Genomic DNA, 19,178 nt, shown 5'->3' with positions numbered 1-19,178 from the left:
TTGGTAAAGGTACATTCAACAGTTCCTCTCGCACGGCATTGTCCTCTCAATGAAGTAAGCCATCGCGCTTGGGCAGCCTACAGCGTCCTTGTAGTTATGGCGTGCCTTGACCCAAGCGCTTTCGGGACAGCCCTGACGATCGGGTGGTAGATACTTAACGCACATGGCAGCGAGTCTACCGTCGGGTTCCAGGCACAGGAAGGGAAAGTGCACCAGCTATTACGCAAAGGAATGTAGGTGTTTTCTTGGTGCTTGTGATGAAAGACGCCTACTGGTTAAAGAGTCGGCGTTCTTTCTTACAATGCCCCTGGAAAAGTGCTCATGGCACCGTGGTTTTTACCAGATGCAACAATACGTAGGGGTTCTTGTCGAACTCGCCGGTCAGCGTGGGCGCGATCGAACGCAAGCGTGGATCGTCCAGCCCTTCGAAGTCGGCCTGGCTCATGACCAACCATGCCGGGGCCTGGATCGGCTTCAATTCAATGGGCAATTGGGTAAACAGCGGGACCTTGTCACAATCGAAGTTGACCATGAACTTGATGGCTTTCGCGTCTTTACCCAGCGCGTGCAGCACCACGGGCGCCGGTTGCTGCAGGACTTGAGCCTTGACGGCGAGGCTGAACGTGCGGGTGTCGTATAACCGACGCTCCAGGGGTTCGACCACGAGGATGTAGGTTGTCCAAAGGGCCAGCACTGCAGCCAGGGCCGGGCCATACGTACGCAGTCGGGACTTGAGCAGTGTCAGCAGCGCCAGGATCTGAAGCAGCCCAAGCACGGCGAAGATCACTTCGAGGTGGGCCAGCGGCTCCGGATAACGCCGCCGCGCCACTAGCAGGCCAATCACCAACAGCGTCGGCAATAGCGTCCAGACGCCCAGCATCAGGCCGCGCAGCCAGGCAAACAGTCGCCCCTGTGTCGCCTGGAACGGATACGCGGCAATGATCGCTGCCATCGGCAACATCGGCAGGATATAGCGCGCTTTTTTCGCCTGGGGCACCGACAGGCCCACCATCACCAGCACACCCGCGGCTGCGCAATACAACACCAGCTTCAATGCCGGATCCGGTGTGCGCCGCCCGCCGATCATGACCGCCACCAATACCAATATTGCCAGCGGATAAGCCAGCGCGTAGTTACCCATGGAGCTGGTGAAGTAATACAGCACACCGCCGGAGCCTTCGCTGCCATCCATGCGTCCCAGGAACTGCATACGAATCACGTCATGCATGAAGTCTTCGCCGCCGCTGAGCTTGGCCAGCAGCAGCAACAGACCGACGCACGCTGCCAGCAGCGCCAACGCCAGCAGGCCGAAGCTGAACAGGCTGCGCCATTGGCGGTTGATCAGGTAATAGCTGCACAAAACGCCTGTGGGGATCACCAGGCCAATCGGCCCACGCAGTGCAAACCCGAGCAGCAGCAACACAAACACCCAATGCAAGCGCTTCGCCGCAGCGAAGTGATCATGGGCATAGCCCAGATAGAACACCGCCAGAGTCACGGCGGCGAGCATCTGGTCCAGGGAGACCGCGCGGGTTTCGCTGACAAAGGTGCTGCTGAGCAGCAACATTGCCAGGCTCAAGAGCCCCCAGCGCGGGGAGTAGGGCGCAGTCAGGCGGTAGACCAGCATTACGATCACTGCTGACGCGACCGCGGTGGGCAGCCATGCCGTCAGGCTGGTGACCTGGCCCAATGGCAATGACAGCAGCCAGGTCAGCAGCGTTGAAGTCGCCAGGTAGTCGGCATACGGTTGGCCGTAGGTCGTGGGGAAGAAGCCTGGCCCGTGGCGCAGCATTTCCTGGGCAAACACCACGAAGCGTGAATCAAAGCCGATGATCGCCTGGTGCCAGTTGCCGGCGATAAACAGCACCAGCGCCAAGAGCCCAAGCCCCAGTGACTGGCGACGGATTGTGCTGCTCTGCATGGATGGGAAAGCCTTGTTCACCTAGCCGACATCCCTGACCTGTTCCACCCAGTTTTGCTGGGGAATCGGTAACTCGCAGGAATCGCCACGGCCAATGGGGAAATACTTGAAGCCTTTGCGTGTCAGGCGTTCGCCGTCATACAGGTTGCGGCCATCGAAGATCACCGGGGTTTTCAAGCGCTGATGAATCAGGTCGAAGTCCGGCGCCTTGAATTGTTGCCATTCGGTGCACACGATCAGCGCATCGGCGCCGCCCAGGGTGGACTCCGGGGTGCCCATCAGCATCAGGCGCGGGTCGTCGCCATAGATCCGCTGGGTTTCCTGCATGGCTTCCGGGTCGAAGGCGCGCACATTGGCACCGGCGGCCCACAAGGCTTCCATCAGCACGCGGCTGGGAGCGTCGCGCATGTCATCGGTGTTGGGCTTAAAGGCCAGGCCCCACAGGGCGAAGGTCTTGCCCTTCAGATTGCCCTTGAAGAACGCATTGATGCGCTCGAACAGCTTGCTCTTCTGGCGCTGGTTGATGGCTTCCACTGCTTCGAGCAGGTCGCTGGAGCAGTTGGCTTGCTTGGCGCTATGGATCAAGGCACGCATGTCTTTGGGGAAGCACGAGCCGCCGTAGCCACAGCCTGGGTAGATGAAGTGGTAGCCGATTCGCGAGTCGGCACCAATGCCCAGGCGCACCGATTCAATATCAGCGCCCAGGTGCTCGGCTAGTTCGGCAATCTGGTTGATGAAGCTGATCTTGGTGGCCAACATGCAGTTGGCGGCGTACTTGGTCAGTTCGGCGCTGCGCAGGTCCATAAAGATGATGCGGTCGTGGTTGCGATTGAACGGCGCGTACAGGTCGCGCATGACCTCACGTACTTCCTCGCGCTCGCAGCCAATGATGATGCGGTCCGGGCGGCGGCAGTCGGCAACGGCCGAGCCTTCCTTGAGGAATTCCGGGTTGGAGACAATATCGAACTCCAACTGACGGCCAGCGGCATTCAGGTTCTTTTCGATATGAGCGCGCAGGGTGTCACCGGTGCCGACCGGCACGGTGGATTTCTCCACCAGGATCACCGGCTGCACGCGATGGCGCGACACGGCATCACCCACCGATAGCACGTATTTCAGGTCGGCAGAGCCGTCTTCATCCGACGGCGTACCCACGGCGATGAACAACACTTCACCGTGCTCGACAGCGAGTTTTTCGTCGTAGGTAAAATGCAGGCGTCCGCTTTCCAGGTTGTCCTTGACCATCGCGGCCAGGCCCGGCTCGAAGATGGTCACGTGACCTTTCTGGAGCGACTCGACCTTGCTCTTGTCAACGTCCATGCAAATGACATCGTGACCGACTTCGGCTAATACAGTGGCCTGTACCAGACCAACGTAACCACTACCAAATACGCTGATTTTCATGGGGTATTCCTGGGACTTGAGGTGCATGCACGACGAGAGTTGATAACCAGTACGCCGAGGATGACCAAGGCCACCCCCAGGGTTTTTGAAAGCGAGAAAGCTTCGTTGAACACCGGCAGGCTGGCGGCCAGCAGGTAGACCAACGCGTAGCTGATGCTGAGCAGCGAGTAGGCACGGCCCAGAGGCAAATGCTTGAGTGCGCCAAGCCAGCAGAGCATCGACAGCGCGTAGGCGATGATCGCCAGGATCACCACGCCCAGGGCGCTCAGGTCGATGCTGTTGTGGGCGAAGGCGGCCAGCCACTCGGTGGGCAAGGGCAGGCGCGTCATGCTCCAGCGCATGCCCAGTTGGGCGCCACTCACCAGGCCGACACTGCCCAGGGCCAGGGCGAAACCCTTTATGCGGCTCATACCTGGCGCCCCAGCAGCACGACGCCGGCAATCACCAGCCCCACACCCAGCCAGTGGCGGCCATCAATGGGTTCGTGAAATACAAAGCGCGCCATCAGCGTGACCAGCACAAAATTCAGGCTGAGCATGGGGTAGGCAACTCCCACTTCCAAGCGCTGCACTACCAGCAGCCACACCAGCAGGCCCAGGCCCAGGCACACCAACGCTGACCATAACCACGGCGAGCGCACCTTCAATGCCCAGCCTTGAGGCAGGTTCCGCCAGCTTTCCACGGCAAACTTTTGCGATACCTGGCCCATGCAGGTGAGCAAGCAGGCTGTGAGCAACAGCAGCAGGGTGGTCATGGCGCGACCTGCGGGAAAATGAGGATCACGATCTTGCCTTGGGCATAACGCTTGCCATCGGTGGGCAGCAGCGCGAGCTCGTCCTTTTCACCTTGGCTGTTGACGCGCATCACCACACCCACGGCACCGGTGCGGCGGGTTTGCGCCATCCACGCCTGGATCGCATTACGGTCGACCAGCCGATGGGCCGTGTCGGCGTAAGCCAGCCCGTACTTGACCTCGCCCGAGGTGTTGTAGAGCGTGATATCCGGTCGTTTGAGACGCCAGGACAGTGCAGAAGCAGCGCCCAGATCGTTGCTCAACAGGGCGACAGTGGGCTGTAATTCCTCGATGTGATCGATGATGAACTGGTCCGGGGTCTTGTTATAAACCACCGAATGGGGCAATGCCGCAGGCACCAAAACCACTAGTAGCCCACTGCCAATCAGAGGCGCGGCCCACAACGTCAAGGGCCGTGCCGCTTGCAGCAGGTTGACCACGATCCAACCGAACAGGAAGATGAACACCAGCACCAGGCTGAAGGTTTCCTCACCCGGCTCGTACACCGGTTTTTTCAACTGGAACCAGCTGAGGGCCAGCAATACCAGCACACCGATCGCCAGGTTCAGCCAGCCATTGATGCGCAGGACGCGACCGTGGCCTTGCTTGAGCTTGTCGCTCAAGGTCGAGCCCATCAGCAACGCCAGGGGCAGCATGCAAGGCATGATGTAGGAGGGCAACTTGCCCTTGGCCAGGCTGAAAAACGCCAGCGGCATCAACAGCCATAGCAGCAGGAATGCGGTTTTCGGCGCGCGCTTTTGCAGCCATGCCTGCTTGAGCGTGGACGGCAACAGGGCTACCCACGGTAGCGCGAACGCTACCAGCAGCGGCAGGTAATACCAGAACGGCTCAGCGTGCTGGGCATCTTCCCCGGCAAAGCGCTGGATGTGCTCGTGCCAGAAAAAGAAATGCCAGTAGTCCGGTTCTTGCAGGTGCACAGCCAATGCCCACGGCACGCTGACAGCAATTGCAACCACCACGGCCACGCCGCCAACCGTGCACAACTCACCCAGGCGTTTTTGCCAGAGGGCGTAGGGCAGGGCGATCAATACCGGTAGCAACCAGGCCAGGAAGCCCTTGGTCATGAAGCCCATGCCGCACGCGAAACCCAACAGCGCCCATGACCACAGTCGGCCGCGCCGCGTGCTGCTGTCAAAGCAGAACCACAACGCCACGCCGGTCAGGTTGACCCAGAAGGTGAACTGCGGGTCCAGGTTGGAATAACCACCGAGGGCCGCCACGCTGACGAAGCTCATGTACAGCAGGGTGCTGACCAGGCTTTTGTGCGGGTCGCTCCACAACCGGCGGGATACCAGGTAAACCAGCACAATGCTCAAGGCGCTGCTCAAGGCCGAGGCAAACCGCACGCCGAACAGGTTCTGCCCGAAAATCGCCTGGCCCAGCGCAATCATCCAGTAGCCCGCGGCGGGTTTTTCGAAGTAACGAATACCCATGAAGTGCGGTGAGGCCCATTTACCGGTCAGCAGCATTTCCTGGCTGATCTGCGCATAGCGGGTTTCATCGGGAATCCACAGGCCATGGGTGGCCAGCGGCAGCAGGTAAAACGCGGCAAACGCCAGCAGGAGCAGGGGCAAGGCCCAGCGACGAATCATGCCTGCTGTACTCCCAGCCAACCCTCGCGGCCGCTCAATGCGCCGCGCACCAGTTTTTGTTGGGGCAGGGTGGTTACATCTGCGGGCAGAAGATCACCCAAGGGTTTGAAATCAATGCCGCGCTGCCCTGCCTGGGCGAGCAACTGGCGAAAATCATTGGCCATCAGAATCCCTTCAACTTCTGCGTGGATGGTGTAGACGTTCAGCTTCGCTGCGCTGAACCGGTCCAGGATGAAGCGGTTGAAATCATTGGCAGCCACCACCGGCCCGACGACTTCGTCGAAGGTCGGCAGGTCTACCGGAATTTGTGGGGTGCCCGCGCTGCCATCGGCCAGTGTCGGTCGAAACAGGCTGGTGCCCCGGCAATCACTGTTGTAGCGAAAATTGAAGCCTTGCTTGGCTTGCACCACACGTTCGTCGGCGCGCCACCCGGCGGCGGCTGAACAGTCCACGCGCTCGCCTAGGATGTCGCTCAAAGTCTGCACACCACGCCGAATCTGCTCGACCAGCTGTGCCTCGCTCCAACGCCCGGTATTGGCCTGCCAGCCATGGTGATCCCAGGCGTGCAGGCCGACTTCATGCCCGGCGGCCTTGGCCTGGCGCATCAGATGCCCCAGGTCGCGGCCGATCGGCTTGCCTGGCCAGGCGGTTCCTGCCAGCAAGATGTCCCAGCCATACAGGCCGGCGGCGTTGGAACGCAGCATCTTCCACAGAAACTGTGGCCGAATCAGGCGCCACAGATGGCGGCCCATGTTGTCCGGGCCGACACTGAAGAAGAACGTCGCCTTTACCCCGGCTTCATCCAGGGATTCGAGCAGCCGCGGCACACCTTCACGGGTGCCACGGTAGGTGTCGACGTCGATGCGAAGACCTGCCTGCATTACTTTTTATCCGCAATTTCAAGCATGGCTTCACGCAGGAAGAAATCGAGCGTGTTGCCGATGGTTTCGCTCATCTGTACGCTCGGCTCCCAGTTCAGCAGGCGCTTGGCGTTCTCGATGCTCGGCTTGCGGTGCGCCACGTCCTGGTAGCCCGTGCCGTAGAACGCCTTGCTTTCGACGTCGCGGAAACCGGCGAACGGTGGGAAGTTGTGGCGCAGTGGGTGAGCCTCGAACTGACGCAGCAGTTCTTCGCCCAACTGGCGGATGCTCGCTTCGTTTTCCGGATTGCCGATGTTGATGATCTGGCTGTCGCACACGCCATTGTCGTTATCAATGATGCGCGCCAGCGCTTCGATACCGTCGGCAATGTCGGTGAAGCAACGCTTCTGCTCACCACCGTCGAACAGACGGATCGGCGTGCCTTCCACCAGGTTCAGGATCAATTGGGTAATGGCGCGGGAGCTGCCGATACGCGCAGAGTCCAGGCGGTCCAGACGCGGGCCCATCCAGTTGAACGGACGGAACAGGGTGAACTTCAGGCCCTTGTCGCCGTAGGCCCAGATCACGCGGTCCAGCAGTTGCTTGGACACCGAGTAGATCCAGCGCTGCTTGTTGACCGGACCGACCACCAGGTTGGAGGTGTCTTCATCGAAATACTGGTCCTGGCACATGCCATAGACTTCGGAGGTCGAGGGGAAGATCACGCGCTTGTTGTACTTGACGCAGTAGCGCACCAGCTTGAGGTTTTCTTCGAAGTCCAGTTCGAACACACGCAGTGGGTTACGGGTGTATTCGATTGGCGTGGCGATGGCAACCAATGGCAGGACCACGTCGCATTTCTTGATGTGGTATTCGATCCACTCGGTGTGGATGCTGATATCGCCTTCCACATAATGGAAATTCGGGTGGCTGCGCAGACGCTCGATGGCGTCGGAGCCGATGTCCAGGCCATAGACTTCGTAACGGTCGTCACGCAGCAGGCGCTCGGACAGGTGGTTACCGATAAAGCCGTTTACGCCCAGGATCAACACGCGGGTACGACGTGGCTTGCGGCCAGACTCGGCGCCACGCAGTACGGAGCCATCCACCAGGCCCAGTTCATCGGCCAGGGCCGGGCCGGCCAGGTACAGGCCGTTTTCGTTACGCTGGCCAAACTTGATGACCAAGGAGTCTTCACCGCAGGCAATACGCAGCGGGTTGACGCTGATCACACGGCCTGGCGCCAAACCGTCGTTGCCCTTGACCACGTCGGCTTGCCATACGATCAGCTTGTGCTCGCCCACTGCGCAGAAGGCGCCCGGGTACGGCTGCGTCACCGCGCGCACCAGGTTGAACAGTTGTTCGGCAGGCTTTTTCCAGTCCAGCTTGCCATCGGCGGCAGTGCGGCGGCCAAAATAGGTGGCTTGGTTTTCGTCCTGGGCGGTTTCGGTGAGCTTGCCCAGGGCCAATTGTGGCAGCGCGTCGCGCAGCAAGGCTGTGGCCGCATCACGCAATTTGGCGTGCAGGCTCAGGCCGGTGTCGGTGCGGTCGATGCTGACTTTCTGCTGGGCGAGGATGGCGCCGGCATCGGCACGCTTGACCATGCGGTGCAGGGTGACGCCGGTTTCGGTTTCGCCGTTGACCAACACCCAGTTGGCCGGGGCGCGGCCACGGTATTTAGGTAGCAACGAACCGTGCAGGTTGAACGCGCCTTTGCGAGCGGTGGCCAGCAGCGGTTCGCTCAGTAGGTTGCGGTAGTAGAAGGAGAAGATGTACTCCGGGTTCAACTTGGCGATGCGCTCGACCCACAGCGGGTGGTTGGCGTCTTCCGGGGCGTGCACCGGGATGCCATGGCGTGCGCAGAGTTGGGCGACGGAGCCGTAGAAATTGTTTTCCTTGGGGTCATCGGCATGGGTGAACACGGCAGCAATGTCGTAACCCGCACCGAGCAGGGCTTCAATGCCTGCACAGCCGATATCGTGGTAAGCGAAGACAACAGCTTTTGAACTCATGACTGAACCTGATCCGAAGGAGAAGTAGAAGTAGAAGTATGGGAAGACACCAGGCCGTCAACGACGACGACTGGAGTCGGTGCTGCCGGCTGGTTGCGCAGCACTTTTTCAATAAAGAAGCGCGGGCGGGCGCGTACATCGCTGTACATGCGGCCCAGGTATTCGCCCAGCAGGCCCATGCCGATGAACTGGCCACCGGTAAACACGAACAGCACCGCAAACAGCACGAACAGACCATCACCCGCCCAATCGGCGCCGAAGGCCAGGCGCATGACGATCAGCGCAAAGGCGAACAGCACGCCCAACGCCGCGAGGCTGAAACCGACGATGGACAGCAGGCGCAATGGTGTGGTGGTCATGCAGGTCAGCAGGTCGAACATCAAGCTGATCAGGCGCATGGCGCTGTATTTGGACTCGCCGTGCTCACGCTCGGCGTGGTGCACGAGGATTTCCGTGGTATGGCGGGCAAAGCCGTTGGCCAGGATCGGGATGAAGGTGCTGCGTTCACGGCAGGCGAGCATGGCGTCGACGATGGTGCGGCGGTAGGCACGCAACATGCAGCCGTAGTCGGTCATGGCCACGCCGGTAGATCGCTGCACGGCCAGGTTGATCAAGCGCGACGGCCAGCGACGGAACGCGGAGTCCTGGCGGTTGTTACGCACGGTGGCGACCACGTCGTAGCCCAGGGCAGCTTGCTCCACCAGGCGCGGGATCTCTTCCGGCGGGTTCTGCAAGTCGGCGTCGAGGGTAATTACGACTTCGCCACGGCACTGTTCGAAGCCGGCCATGATCGCGGCGTGCTGGCCGTAGTTGCGGTTGAGGATCACCGCTACAACATGGCTGCCTTCTTCAGCGGCGGCGTCTTCGAGCAGTTGGGCCGAATTGTCGCGGCTACCGTCATCCACCAGGATGATTTCGTATTCGTAGGCCAGCTGCTTGCAGGCTGCTGTAGTACGACGCAGCAGCTCCGGCAGGCTCTCTTGTTCGTTGTAGACCGGGATAACGATCGACACGCAGTGAATAGGGTAGGGTTTCAAAGTTTCATGACCTCGGCTGGAGCAACTTGACGCGTGAAAACAGCAGCAATCATCGGGCAGAACTACAGCCCGCAGATGACAACGCGGCGCTAAAGATAAAGCGTAATCAACAGGTTAGTCGATAAACCACGGAATGCCCTGAAGTACTGCTTACAAGGTTAAGCGCAAATGTGTGCAACGAATATGAAAGGCGGATGAAAAACTCGTTTATTTGACAGGTAGACAGCTAGGGTTCAGCTAAGTAATCAAGGCGTTACATGTGCAGGCCGGATGGTCAGATCGGAACGCTGTGCCGGGCGTTTGGTTCAATCCGGGCGCTCCCGCTCGGCCAATGCCGGTGATTGAACAATCTTCTCTGCATTGGCGCTCAAGTGCCGGTAAAGTAAGCCATCTCTTGCCAGGGTACTCGGATGAATAGCGTGCAGCTTTTGCGCGGCCAGTTGCGGCCTGCGTTGATGGGATTATTGATGACGATGGCCTGTGTCACCAGCGTACGCGCCGATGAAGGGATCGCACTGACCAGCATTGAACAGGTGCCGGAAGGTGTGGAAGTGCCCGGCAAGCAAGTCGGTGCTTATACCTGGGATGACCTTCAGGGCAAGAACCTGCTGGTACTCGCCGAGCAGGTCAGCGAGCGGGAGGATGATGGCACCCAGTCGGCGTTTGTCTACGCAGCGCAGTACCTGCTCACGGGCGATCGCCCCAAGCGGGTCTGGATGCTGCACGACGACGTGCAACACTGCGAGTTCGACGCCAGCCTGCGCTTTGATCAGGCGGCCACCAAAGTCACCGACCTGCTGCGCGACGGCAATACCCAGGTCACGGTCGGTTATTCGCGCACCTGTACCAGTGATGTGAGCCCCAATGAGTTCAAGCTGATCATGCGGGTCGGCAAGTCCGGCAAGTATCGCCTGCGCGGCCTCGATCGCGTCGGCGCCAGTTGGTGGGACGAAGATGCCGGTGCCCTGCGCGGCATGCCCTTGCCCACTGACTGCAGCGTCGAGGCCCAACAGAAGTTGGTCAGCCAGTACAAGGAGCAGGGCACCGAACTGCCACTGCCAGGCTGCTATGGCGACGAGAAGGACTTTGCCAAGGCCCCGGCTGGCTACCTGACGTTTATGCGTGGGCATTGGTTTGCGCTGATGCAGCGACAGGACGCTGACTGGAGCCAGTCCCTGGCGCAACCGCAGGAACCGGCAGAGGAAGTCGAATTGGCGCCGTGATTTTGTGCCAGGGCCGCGCCTGGGTTAGACTCAGTCTTCGCCAATCCACTAAATACATCGATTAATCAACGAGTTGATTGATGTATTTAATCCAAAGGCTGATCCCTTGACCGAGACTATCCGCAACCCGCTGACCCTCTACCTCACTCGCCTGGCGCCCTCCAGCCAACTGACCATGCGCTACGTGCTGCAGGATGCCGCCGACCGCCTGGGTTTCGAAGACCTCAACCTCGAAGACATTGACTGGCATTTACTGCAACCCGAACACGTCGTCGCACTGGTGGCCGCATTACGCGAGGACGGCTATGCGCCGAATACCTCATCGCTGTACGTGAATGCGGTACGAGGAGTGATGAATGAAGCGTGGCGCATGAGCTTGATCAGCCAGGATCACCTGTTGAAGATGCGCTCGGTCAAGGCTGCCGCCGGTACGCGCCTGGGGCAGGGCCGTAACCTGCGTCGTACACTGATCCGCGAGATGCTCGATGTATGCGCCGCCGATCCTCGGCCCCAGGGGCTGCGGGATGCCGCAGTAATCGGCCTGTTGTATGGTTCCGGGATGCGCAAGTCGGAGTCGGTCAATCTCGACCTCGCGCAGATCAATTTTGATCAGCGCAGCCTGCGGGTGATCGGCAAAGGTAATAAGGAACTGATCAAGTACGCGCCGGACTGGGCGTTCGCAAAACTGCGGGCGTGGCTTGAGTTTCGTCGTGAACAACTCAAGGAAGGTGAGCAGGACGACACCTTTCTGTTCAACCGTATCCGCCGGGGCAGCCACATCACGCGCGAACGCATTACCAAACATGCGATTTATTACATTGCTCGGCAGCGCGGTGATCAGGTGGGTGTGAAAATCATGCCCCATGATTTCCGCCGTTCGTTCATCACCCGAGTGATCGAAGAGCATGATTTGTCGATTGCCCAGAAATTGGCGCATCACACCAATATCCAGACCACCGCCAGCTACGACGTACGCGACGACAATGAGCGGCGCAGGGCAGTGGACCGCTTTGATCTGTGAGCTGGGCGGGGTAGGGCAAGCCTCAGGAGGAGGGCGGGACGCTTGAGGCCAGGTGCGCCGGCAACCGGCGCAAGGTCCACAACGTGGTGAGCATTGCGGCAAGCGCACATAGCGCAATGCCGATCAACATCGGTGCAGGAGTATGGTCGGCGAATACGCCCACCAGGGTCATCGAAACGGCCGCGGTAACCATCTGGATCGCGCCAAGCAAGGCAGACGCAGAGCCTGCCACCGCGCCATGATCTTCCAGCGACAGCACACCTGCCGCCGGCAGCAACAGGCCGAGAAAACCGAACCCAATAAACAGCAGGCCCATCATCAAGGGCAGGCTATCACCCCAGAATGTGGTGGCTGCCAACAGGGCCATGACCGTGGCTACTGCGACCACCGACCAACGAATAAGCGGCGCCAGACCAAACCGTGCGCTCAGGCGTGCGGTCAGTTGGCTCATGGCAAAAAACGAGGCGGCGTTGAGGGCAAAACACATGCTGAACTGCGTCGGTGTCAGGCCGAAATACTCGATGTATACGAAGGGCGCGCTGCCGATAAATACAAAGAAGGTCGCAAGGCCAAACCCGCACACCACCGATAACCCGGTGAATACCGGGTCGCGCAACAGCGCTCCATAACTGCCGAATGCATTGCCCAGGGTCTTGCCCAAACGGCGTTCGGCCGGGTGGGTTTCCGGTAGTTGCACGATGGTCATGACCAGGCACAGCACGGCGACCACCGCCAGCACAGCAAATACTTCGCGCCAACTCCAGATCGAAATCACCAGGCTGCCGGCCAGCGGCGCGAGGATTGGCGAAACACTCATCACCAGCATCAGCAAAGCCATCAGGCGCGCTGCCTCATGGCCGGTGTACAGGTCGCGCACGATCGCCCGCGGGATCACCATCCCCGCACAGGCACCGAACGCCTGTATGGCACGAAATCCGATCAATACTTCGATCGTCGGCGCCAATGCGCAGCCGATACTGCCAACGGTAAAGATCACCAAACCCGCATAAATCGGCAGTTTGCGCCCGAACACATCGCTGATCGGCCCGTAGAACAACTGGCACACACCAATGACCATGAAGAACACGGTGAGGCTCATCTGCACCGCCGCCGGTGAGGCCCCAAGGCTTGCGCCCAGGGTTGGCAGCGCGGGCAGGTAGATGTCGATGGCAAACGGGCCGACGGCGGTGATCAAGCCCAGCAGCAGGGCGAGATGGGCGATACTTCGAGACATTTGGCAGGTCCGGCTGGAGCAAAGGACGGTCAGCTTAAGTGAAACGCGCAGATCCGCAAACTTAGGCTTCACTAACAAGGAGTTGTTGCCGATACAGCTAACAGTGAGCACTTGAACGGTTGGATTCCCAACCGATGGTCCTGGCACGGGGATACCAGCATGACGATCAAATTACGCTTGATGCTGTTGATTGGGACCGGATTGCTCACCGCCTTGATCATGAGCCTGGCCAGCTATTTGGGAAATACCCGGATGGGCGATGCGGTACAGGACAATGACGTCAGCATGACCGTGCTGCGTAATCACATGGAAGCCGACATGATGCACGACGCCCTGCGTGCCGACGTGCTATCGGCCATGTTGGTGGGGCTAGGCAAAAGCACCAGCACACCAGCCCAGGTCAACAGCTCGCTCAAGGAACATGCCGAACACTTTCGCCAGGTGCTGGCGGACAACTTCAAGCAGCCGTTGGACGATGCAATCAAGGCGAGCCTGGAAAACATCAAGCCCAGCCTGGATACCTATATCAGCGCCGGTGAGCGTATCGTCGCGCAGGCCCTGGACAACCCCGAAGCCGCCCGTGGTGAGCTGGAGACCTTCAATGCCGCGTTCAGTCGGCTGGAAGATCAAATGGCGGCCTTGAGCGAACTGATCGAAAACAAGACTCAACTGACCAGTATCAGTACCCGACAAACCATCAGCCACGCCAATTGGACCCTGGCCGTGGTACTGATCGCCAGCCTGTTACTGCTGCTGGCACAAGGGCGCTGGGTGATCCTGAGCATCATGGGGCCACTGCGTACCGCCAGCCGCATTGCCGACAGCATTGCCCATGGCAACTTGAGCGAACCTATTATCGAGCCCAGAAATCACGATGAAGCCAGTGCGCTGATTCGCAGCCTGGCCACCATGCAGCGGGATTTGCGCGGCATGATTGAAGTGGTTCGCAGCAACGCCCACGGCGTCAATGGCATGAGCGAACAACTGAGCCAGGGTTGCCATGAAGTCGCAGGCAGCAGTCAACAGCAAAGCGCCGCCGCCAGCACCATGGCCGCCGCCGCTAGCGAAATGACTGCCAGCATCGAGGAAATCACTCGCCACGCCCAACGCGCCCTCGACATGGCCAACCAGGCAGAAACCCTGGCCAAGGACGGCGGCCGCGTCATTCACCAGGTTGTCAGCGACATGGATGGCATTGCCCGTTCAGCGCAGCAATCGGCCCAAGTGATCCGCACACTGGACAAGGAGTCCGAGGCGATCTACAGCATTATTCAAGTGATCAAAGGCATCGCCGACCAGACCAACCTGCTGGCCCTGAACGCCGCCATCGAAGCCGCCCGTGCAGGTGAGCAGGGCCGCGGCTTTGCAGTCGTCGCCGATGAAGTGCGCAGCCTGGCCGGACGCACCAGCGCATCCACGCAGGAGATCGCCAGTATGGTCGGGCGCATCCAGCTGAACACCCGGGAAGCGGTGACCAGCATGGAGGAGGGCGTTGCTCAAGTGGACAAGGGCATGGCCGTTACCGCCGAAGTGGAACGCGCCATTCGCGAGATCCTTCAGGCCACGCTCAGCACCACCGAATTGGTCAACGATATTTCCCGCACCATCAGCGAGCAAAGCCTGGCCAGCAATGAAATTGCTCACCAGGTGGAGATGATTGCAGGTATGTCGCAAAACAACAGCCGCGTGATTGGAGACACGGCGTCAACGACGGATGAATTGTCGAGTTTGGCGGGGAAGCTTTCGCAGTCGGTGGATCGGTTCAGGTTGTGAACCGACCTATCTATATATAACTCAACTAAATAGTCATTTAGTTTAGTTATAGTCAGTGGTTATATAATAAGGGCAGAGCTAGCTCATCCTTCACGCTAGTGTGGGTACGTGCACGATACTTTACATTTGAGCATCATAAAGGGACGGTCTATATGCGGGGAAGGCTTACGTCAGGTCTATGGGTGGCATGTTTCGTGATCAGTGCCACGGCGCTGGCGGATGAACTGCCGCGTAGCGAGCAGATAAAAGCTTTCCGCGCTGCTGGATTTAACCAAGAGACGTCGGAGTGCGAAATCGAGACAACAGGTAGCTACACGCCGGCAACCATGGAGCTGATCAAGGACCTGAACGGCGACGGTCGGCCGGATGCGTTGATTACCGAAGGCAGCACTGACTGTTATGGGCAAGCGGGTACTGGATTTTATCTAGTCAGCCAGCAGACTGACGGTCACTGGAAACTCATGCTCAAAGAAAGCGGCGTCGCTGAGTTTCTCCCTGGCAAAGGCAGTAATGGTTGGCCTGATGTCGAGGTCGGCGGCCCGGGCTCTTGTTTCCCAGTACTGCGTTATGACGGGCAACGTTATCGATTTCACCACAGCGTTGGTGAACCGTGTGCTGACTCGCCGTAAATGCCCGGTGGCCCAAGGGTCAAACGGAGGCAGGTCAGCGAGGGCAACGATGGCTGCTTATGAATCTGGCGCGCGGTGGTCTAGGTCGCTTAGTGAAATGCGCCGAACAGAGCCCCTGAAGGATGGCTCAGTGGTTCGCATAATGTATATTATGTTAAACGACAGGTCATGTCATAAATGTTCATGAGCTACCTAAGTCGCTGATTCGAGAAGTCCTTGGCCTCCCGTAGAGATTTGAAACTTGCAAAATCCGCAACCCCAAGACCTGCTGATGTGCTATGGGATACGCTGCAGCATAAGTCGAAAGGCCTTGTTTCCTGATGCAGCGCTACAACTGGGGTCGACCGCATCAATTCAACGGTAGGCTACCGCCAGCGATTGCCGAGGAAAAACTTAATCCGGAGTCCGGGATTAGTTAACCACTACACTTCTCCTCGAACTCGAGACCAACTTTTCACTTCCTATGCGCTCGGACACGGCGGCATCAAGGGCTCGGTGCTCACGAACTCGTCGTTCAAGCGTTGTCATCGAGGTATGAGGAGAACACTCAAGGCGCGTTCTTGAAGGTCAAAGGTTCGGCGCATGGCCTGAAAAAGATGGGCTGGAAATCCGTTCTTGATCTGGGCCAGTCGTTCAGAACCCCTCAGTGCGAAGCGACCGGAACTGAAGGCCCAAAACTCCTCGTTCCCTAAGTTACGCAACCTCTCATGCTTTCCATTTTGGCGCCGCTCAGGTGCTGAAGTGCTCAATGGTTCTACTCCTTCACGCGGGAAGCAGGATTTTGATAATCCTATCATCGGGTGTCAGCAGTAGAATACGTGTTAAACGCTTCGGAGGGGGGCCAATTTCATGCATCTTTTAAAGGGGATGACCGCCCTCCTCTTTGATCCCGATTTCCTCCTATCAGGATTGGCGGAAATCGGGAGGTCTATCTGCGCCGAAAAGTCAGGGGGCTCGCTATATACATCGTAATTTCCGAAATCGCCTCCCGCCGTTAACTACTTAATAAGCCTGCAAAAATCTGAGGGCCGGTAAAAGCGTTCTTCCGCTATGTAGCGGCTGAAACGTCTTGCCTCGTGAGAATATATTCAGCGAGGAGTAAGTATGTCCTCACAAAACCCTATCAGATAATTCGCGCTTTTTATCTGTTATTTCCACACGTTAGAAGGACGAATCTGATTCGCTATGATTGATGCCTCATGGCATGCAGACTGCGGTTTCGGTGTAACGTAAAATGCAAAAGTCGAAAATCACGGATTGAGATAAATCGTATGACGACAGAGCAATATATGAACTTTGAACAGTTCAGCGCTGAAAAGCCAGCCCTAAAAAAGGACATACGCCTTGTTGCGCGCCCATTGAATATGAAGGCTGAGCTATTGGCTATACAGGTACAAATGGTCAATATCGCATGATGCGCTGTTTGCCTCTTTCGTTGTTCGCCCTTAGCGGGCTCTGGCGCAGACGCACCCGCAGATATCGGGAGGTCATGGCCACTGTCTGTGTAGTTAGCGGTCTGCTAGCATTACCAGCCAGTGCCCTGGCGGGCTGCGCGGCGAGCGGCAATAAAATCGTGCCGTCGATTTCGGATGTGCCCACTGACAGCGGAGGGATGATCTCGTCCGTTTGGCACTCGGCAACCATGTCGCTCATCTGCACGAAGATGCCCTCAGGCACCTATACGAATACGATGGGTGCTACAGGCGTGCCTGCCGGAGCATCCGTCGAGTTTGATGGTGCGTCCTACAACCTCTACCAGACGAACGAGAGTGACGTATTTTACTTTGGGACTTCTTCTGTCGATGGTGGGGCGGAGCACGGATTGAGTTCCAACGTCTACGAAACCGTGCGAGAGATAGGCTTCAGCGGCAGCAGCGGCCGCGTCTTCGACTTTACAATGCGTTCGACGGTCAAAATAAGGTTTTACAGCCCCAAAAAGAGCATGACCTCAGGCCTGCGCACCATCAATACATTGGACGTCATCACGGGCAAAATTACCCATACTAAACCCGGGGTCTACAACGGTATATGGACGATGCGCGCTGATAAATTCACGTTCGTGGCCAAGGGTACCTCCTGCACCTTAACCACGCCGACCAATATTAAGCTTAAGCAAGTGAGCATGGTCGATATGCCTTCAGTCGGGTCCAGCATCGCCGGCGGTGCATTTGTACTGGGCCTGAAATGCAGCACGGATGCACCTGCATTTCAAGTGAGTTATTCCATGTCGGACGTGTACAACCCTTCGAACCTTTCTTCCTATCTGAGCCTGGCCGATGAGCCCACCAGAGCGGCGGGTATCGCATTACAAGTGTTGAATGGGACTAACGCCATCAGTTTCGCCCCTTCAGCCAATACCATAATGGGCAACTTGAGGAGCGGTACGATCAGTCAGCCTATGACCGTGCAATACATACGGACCGGTAAGATCGCGACGCCTGGAAAAGCCAACGCGGCTGTCACCGTGACCTCTACTTATGACTGATTGCTTTCTGGACTATCACACGCAAGCGTCCGGCCAACCCACCTTCCTGACCACGACACTATTTGCAGCTCACCGGAGGGCATTCCCTAGGCTCTAGGTGGCTGGCCAGACAGAAACGCTTCCAGTCATCGTCATCAGGTCCCACTCTTGACCTTACTCCAAACCCGCGTGCGCACCCGCTCCAGTTTCAAGGGCAGCGGCTCCAGCGCAAACAGCGTATCCAGCACTGCTTTGGAAGGATAAACCCCCGGATTATCGCGCACCTTCGCATCCACCAGCCCCGTGGCATCCTTGTTGGCATTGGCATAGCTGAGGTAGTTGGACGATGCGGCGATCACCGGCGGGCGAAGCATGTAATCGATAAACGCCAAACCCTGTTGGAGATTCGGTGCATCGTTGAGCAGTACCAGGTTTTCCACCCAGATCGGCGCGCCTTCCTTGGGAATGCTGTACTGAATCCGGCGACCATTACCGGCTGCGTCGGCCGCTTTGCGAGCGTCCATCACGCCACCCGCCCAGCCGACGACGGCGCAGATATCACCGTTCGCCAGATCGGTGATAAAGCGCGAGGAGTCGAAGTAGCGGATGTGTGGGCGCAGTTTCAACAGCAGGGCCTGGGCCTTGAGGTAGTCTTCCGGGTTTTGGCTGTTATAGGGCAACCCCAGATAGTGCAAGGCGATCGGGATGATTTCAGCGGGCGCATCGAGCATGGCGACGCCGCACTCGCCCAGCCTGGCGAGGTTTTCTTCCTTGAAAATCAGGTCCCAGGAATCTACCGGTGCGTCGTTACCCAGAAGCGCGTGGACTTTGGCCACGTCGTAGCCGATGCCGGTGGTGCCCCACAAATACGGCACCGCAAAGCGATTACCGGGATCGTTGTTGTTGACCTTGGCGAGGATGTCCGGGTCCAGATGGGACAGGTTGGGCAGTTGCGAGCGATCCAGTTCCTTGAGTACACCGGCCTTGATCAGGTTCGGCAACAGGTCGCCGGTAGCGACTACCACGTCATAGCCGCTACGCCCGGCCATGAGTTTGCTTTGCATGACCTCGCTGTTGTCGAACACGTCGTAGGCCGATTGAATGCCGGTCTGCGCCTGGAAATCCTTCAGCGTGTTGGGTGCGATGAAGTCATACCAGTTATAGATATTGACCTTCGGCTCCGCGGCCTGAGCA

15 protein-coding genes are annotated in these 19,178 nt (G+C 58.5%); 5 read left to right on the top strand and 10 right to left on the bottom strand.

The window, feature by feature from the left end:
- Positions 1-319 precede the first annotated feature (319 nt).
- From E4O97_RS26750 to arnC, 8 genes are read right to left on the bottom strand one after another with little or no spacing between them, the layout of a single operon-like run.
- On the bottom strand, positions 320-1,942 hold the full coding sequence (locus E4O97_RS26750) for a phospholipid carrier-dependent glycosyltransferase (protein ID WP_216091387.1): 1,623 nt from the start codon (positions 1,940-1,942) through the stop codon (positions 320-322).
- Positions 1,943-3,325: a UDP-glucose/GDP-mannose dehydrogenase family protein gene (locus tag E4O97_RS26745; protein WP_032875337.1), complete on the bottom strand. Its 1,383-nt coding sequence runs from the start codon at positions 3,323-3,325 to the stop codon at positions 1,943-1,945.
- Positions 3,322-3,735: a 4-amino-4-deoxy-L-arabinose-phosphoundecaprenol flippase subunit ArnF gene (gene arnF, locus E4O97_RS26740; RefSeq protein ID WP_078821367.1), complete on the bottom strand. Its 414-nt coding sequence runs from the start codon at positions 3,733-3,735 to the stop codon at positions 3,322-3,324. The genes E4O97_RS26745 and arnF overlap by 4 nt, the downstream gene beginning before the upstream one ends.
- Positions 3,732-4,079, bottom strand: coding sequence for a 4-amino-4-deoxy-L-arabinose-phosphoundecaprenol flippase subunit ArnE (gene arnE, locus E4O97_RS26735; RefSeq protein ID WP_216091386.1), 348 nt, complete (start codon positions 4,077-4,079; stop codon positions 3,732-3,734). The genes arnF and arnE overlap by 4 nt, the downstream gene beginning before the upstream one ends.
- On the bottom strand, positions 4,076-5,731 hold the full coding sequence (gene arnT, locus E4O97_RS26730) for a lipid IV(A) 4-amino-4-deoxy-L-arabinosyltransferase (protein ID WP_248128722.1): 1,656 nt from the start codon (positions 5,729-5,731) through the stop codon (positions 4,076-4,078). The genes arnE and arnT overlap by 4 nt, the downstream gene beginning before the upstream one ends.
- Entirely contained in the window at positions 5,728-6,612 is an 885-nt protein-coding gene (gene arnD, locus E4O97_RS26725) for a 4-deoxy-4-formamido-L-arabinose-phosphoundecaprenol deformylase (protein ID WP_032875325.1), read from the bottom strand. Before arnD ends, arnT begins: the two co-directional genes overlap by 4 nt.
- Positions 6,612-8,603: a bifunctional UDP-4-amino-4-deoxy-L-arabinose formyltransferase/UDP-glucuronic acid oxidase ArnA gene (gene arnA / locus E4O97_RS26720; protein ID WP_248091322.1), complete on the bottom strand. Its 1,992-nt coding sequence runs from the start codon at positions 8,601-8,603 to the stop codon at positions 6,612-6,614. Before arnA ends, arnD begins: the two co-directional genes overlap by 1 nt.
- Positions 8,600-9,640, bottom strand: a complete 1,041-nt coding sequence (arnC, locus tag E4O97_RS26715; RefSeq protein WP_148853329.1) for an undecaprenyl-phosphate 4-deoxy-4-formamido-L-arabinose transferase — start codon at positions 9,638-9,640, stop codon at positions 8,600-8,602. Before arnC ends, arnA begins: the two co-directional genes overlap by 4 nt.
- A 410-nt stretch (positions 9,641-10,050) precedes the next feature.
- Between arnC and E4O97_RS26710 the strand changes: the two genes are divergently transcribed.
- Complete coding sequence (locus E4O97_RS26710) at positions 10,051-10,863, top strand: hypothetical protein (protein WP_216091383.1); 813 nt, start codon at positions 10,051-10,053, stop codon at positions 10,861-10,863.
- Between the two features lie 106 nt (positions 10,864-10,969).
- Positions 10,970-11,884: a tyrosine-type recombinase/integrase gene (locus tag E4O97_RS26705; RefSeq protein ID WP_032875314.1), complete on the top strand. Its 915-nt coding sequence runs from the start codon at positions 10,970-10,972 to the stop codon at positions 11,882-11,884.
- A gap of 22 nt (positions 11,885-11,906) precedes the next feature.
- Here E4O97_RS26705 and E4O97_RS26700 read toward each other — a convergent pair whose 3' ends face one another.
- Positions 11,907-13,118, bottom strand: coding sequence for a multidrug effflux MFS transporter (locus E4O97_RS26700; protein ID WP_216091381.1), 1,212 nt, complete (start codon positions 13,116-13,118; stop codon positions 11,907-11,909).
- Between the two features lie 159 nt (positions 13,119-13,277).
- Between E4O97_RS26700 and E4O97_RS26695 the strand changes: the two genes are divergently transcribed.
- From E4O97_RS26695 to E4O97_RS26685, 3 genes are all read left to right on the top strand, one after another.
- Positions 13,278-14,891 carry a methyl-accepting chemotaxis protein gene (locus E4O97_RS26695; protein WP_216091380.1) on the top strand — a complete coding sequence of 538 codons (1,614 nt, stop codon included), beginning with the start codon at positions 13,278-13,280 and terminating at the stop codon, positions 14,889-14,891.
- A 194-nt stretch (positions 14,892-15,085) separates the two neighbouring features.
- Positions 15,086-15,520: a hypothetical protein gene (locus E4O97_RS26690; protein WP_050549419.1), complete on the top strand. Its 435-nt coding sequence runs from the start codon at positions 15,086-15,088 to the stop codon at positions 15,518-15,520.
- Positions 15,521-17,009: 1,489 nt separating this feature from the next.
- Positions 17,010-18,005: a fimbrial protein gene (locus E4O97_RS26685; RefSeq protein ID WP_248162763.1), complete on the top strand. Its 996-nt coding sequence runs from the start codon at positions 17,010-17,012 to the stop codon at positions 18,003-18,005.
- 134 nt (positions 18,006-18,139) lie between these two features.
- Here E4O97_RS26685 and E4O97_RS26680 read toward each other — a convergent pair.
- On the bottom strand, positions 18,140-19,178 hold a 1,039-nt coding region (locus tag E4O97_RS26680), incomplete at its 5' end, for a polyamine ABC transporter substrate-binding protein (RefSeq protein WP_248162761.1).

Source organism: Pseudomonas sp. W15Feb34 (assembly GCF_023127765.1).
In the GTDB taxonomy this organism is placed as follows: Bacteria; Pseudomonadota; Gammaproteobacteria; order Pseudomonadales; family Pseudomonadaceae; genus Aquipseudomonas; species Aquipseudomonas synxantha_A.
This window is presented reverse-complemented; position numbering and strand designations above follow the sequence as displayed.

Bases quoted from the DNA above. Each gene is read 5' to 3' on its own strand.
- E4O97_RS26745 (WP_032875337.1), bottom strand. From the start codon at position 3,325: ATGAAAATCAGCGTATTTGGTAGTGGTTACGTTGGTCTGGTACAGGCC.
- arnF (WP_078821367.1), bottom strand. From the start codon at position 3,735: ATGAGCCGCATAAAGGGTTTCGCCCTGGCCCTGGGCAGTGTCGGCCTG.
- arnE (WP_216091386.1), bottom strand. From the start codon at position 4,079: ATGACCACCCTGCTGCTGTTGCTCACAGCCTGCTTGCTCACCTGCATG.
- arnT (WP_248128722.1), bottom strand. From the start codon at position 5,731: ATGATTCGTCGCTGGGCCTTGCCCCTGCTCCTGCTGGCGTTTGCCGCG.
- arnD (WP_032875325.1), bottom strand. From the start codon at position 6,612: ATGCAGGCAGGTCTTCGCATCGACGTCGACACCTACCGTGGCACCCGT.
- arnA (WP_248091322.1), bottom strand. From the start codon at position 8,603: ATGAGTTCAAAAGCTGTTGTCTTCGCTTACCACGATATCGGCTGTGCA.
- E4O97_RS26710 (WP_216091383.1), top strand. From the start codon at position 10,051: ATGAATAGCGTGCAGCTTTTGCGCGGCCAGTTGCGGCCTGCGTTGATG.
- E4O97_RS26700 (WP_216091381.1), bottom strand. From the start codon at position 13,118: ATGTCTCGAAGTATCGCCCATCTCGCCCTGCTGCTGGGCTTGATCACC.
- E4O97_RS26695 (WP_216091380.1), top strand. From the start codon at position 13,278: ATGACGATCAAATTACGCTTGATGCTGTTGATTGGGACCGGATTGCTC.
- E4O97_RS26685 (WP_248162763.1), top strand. From the start codon at position 17,010: ATGGCCACTGTCTGTGTAGTTAGCGGTCTGCTAGCATTACCAGCCAGT.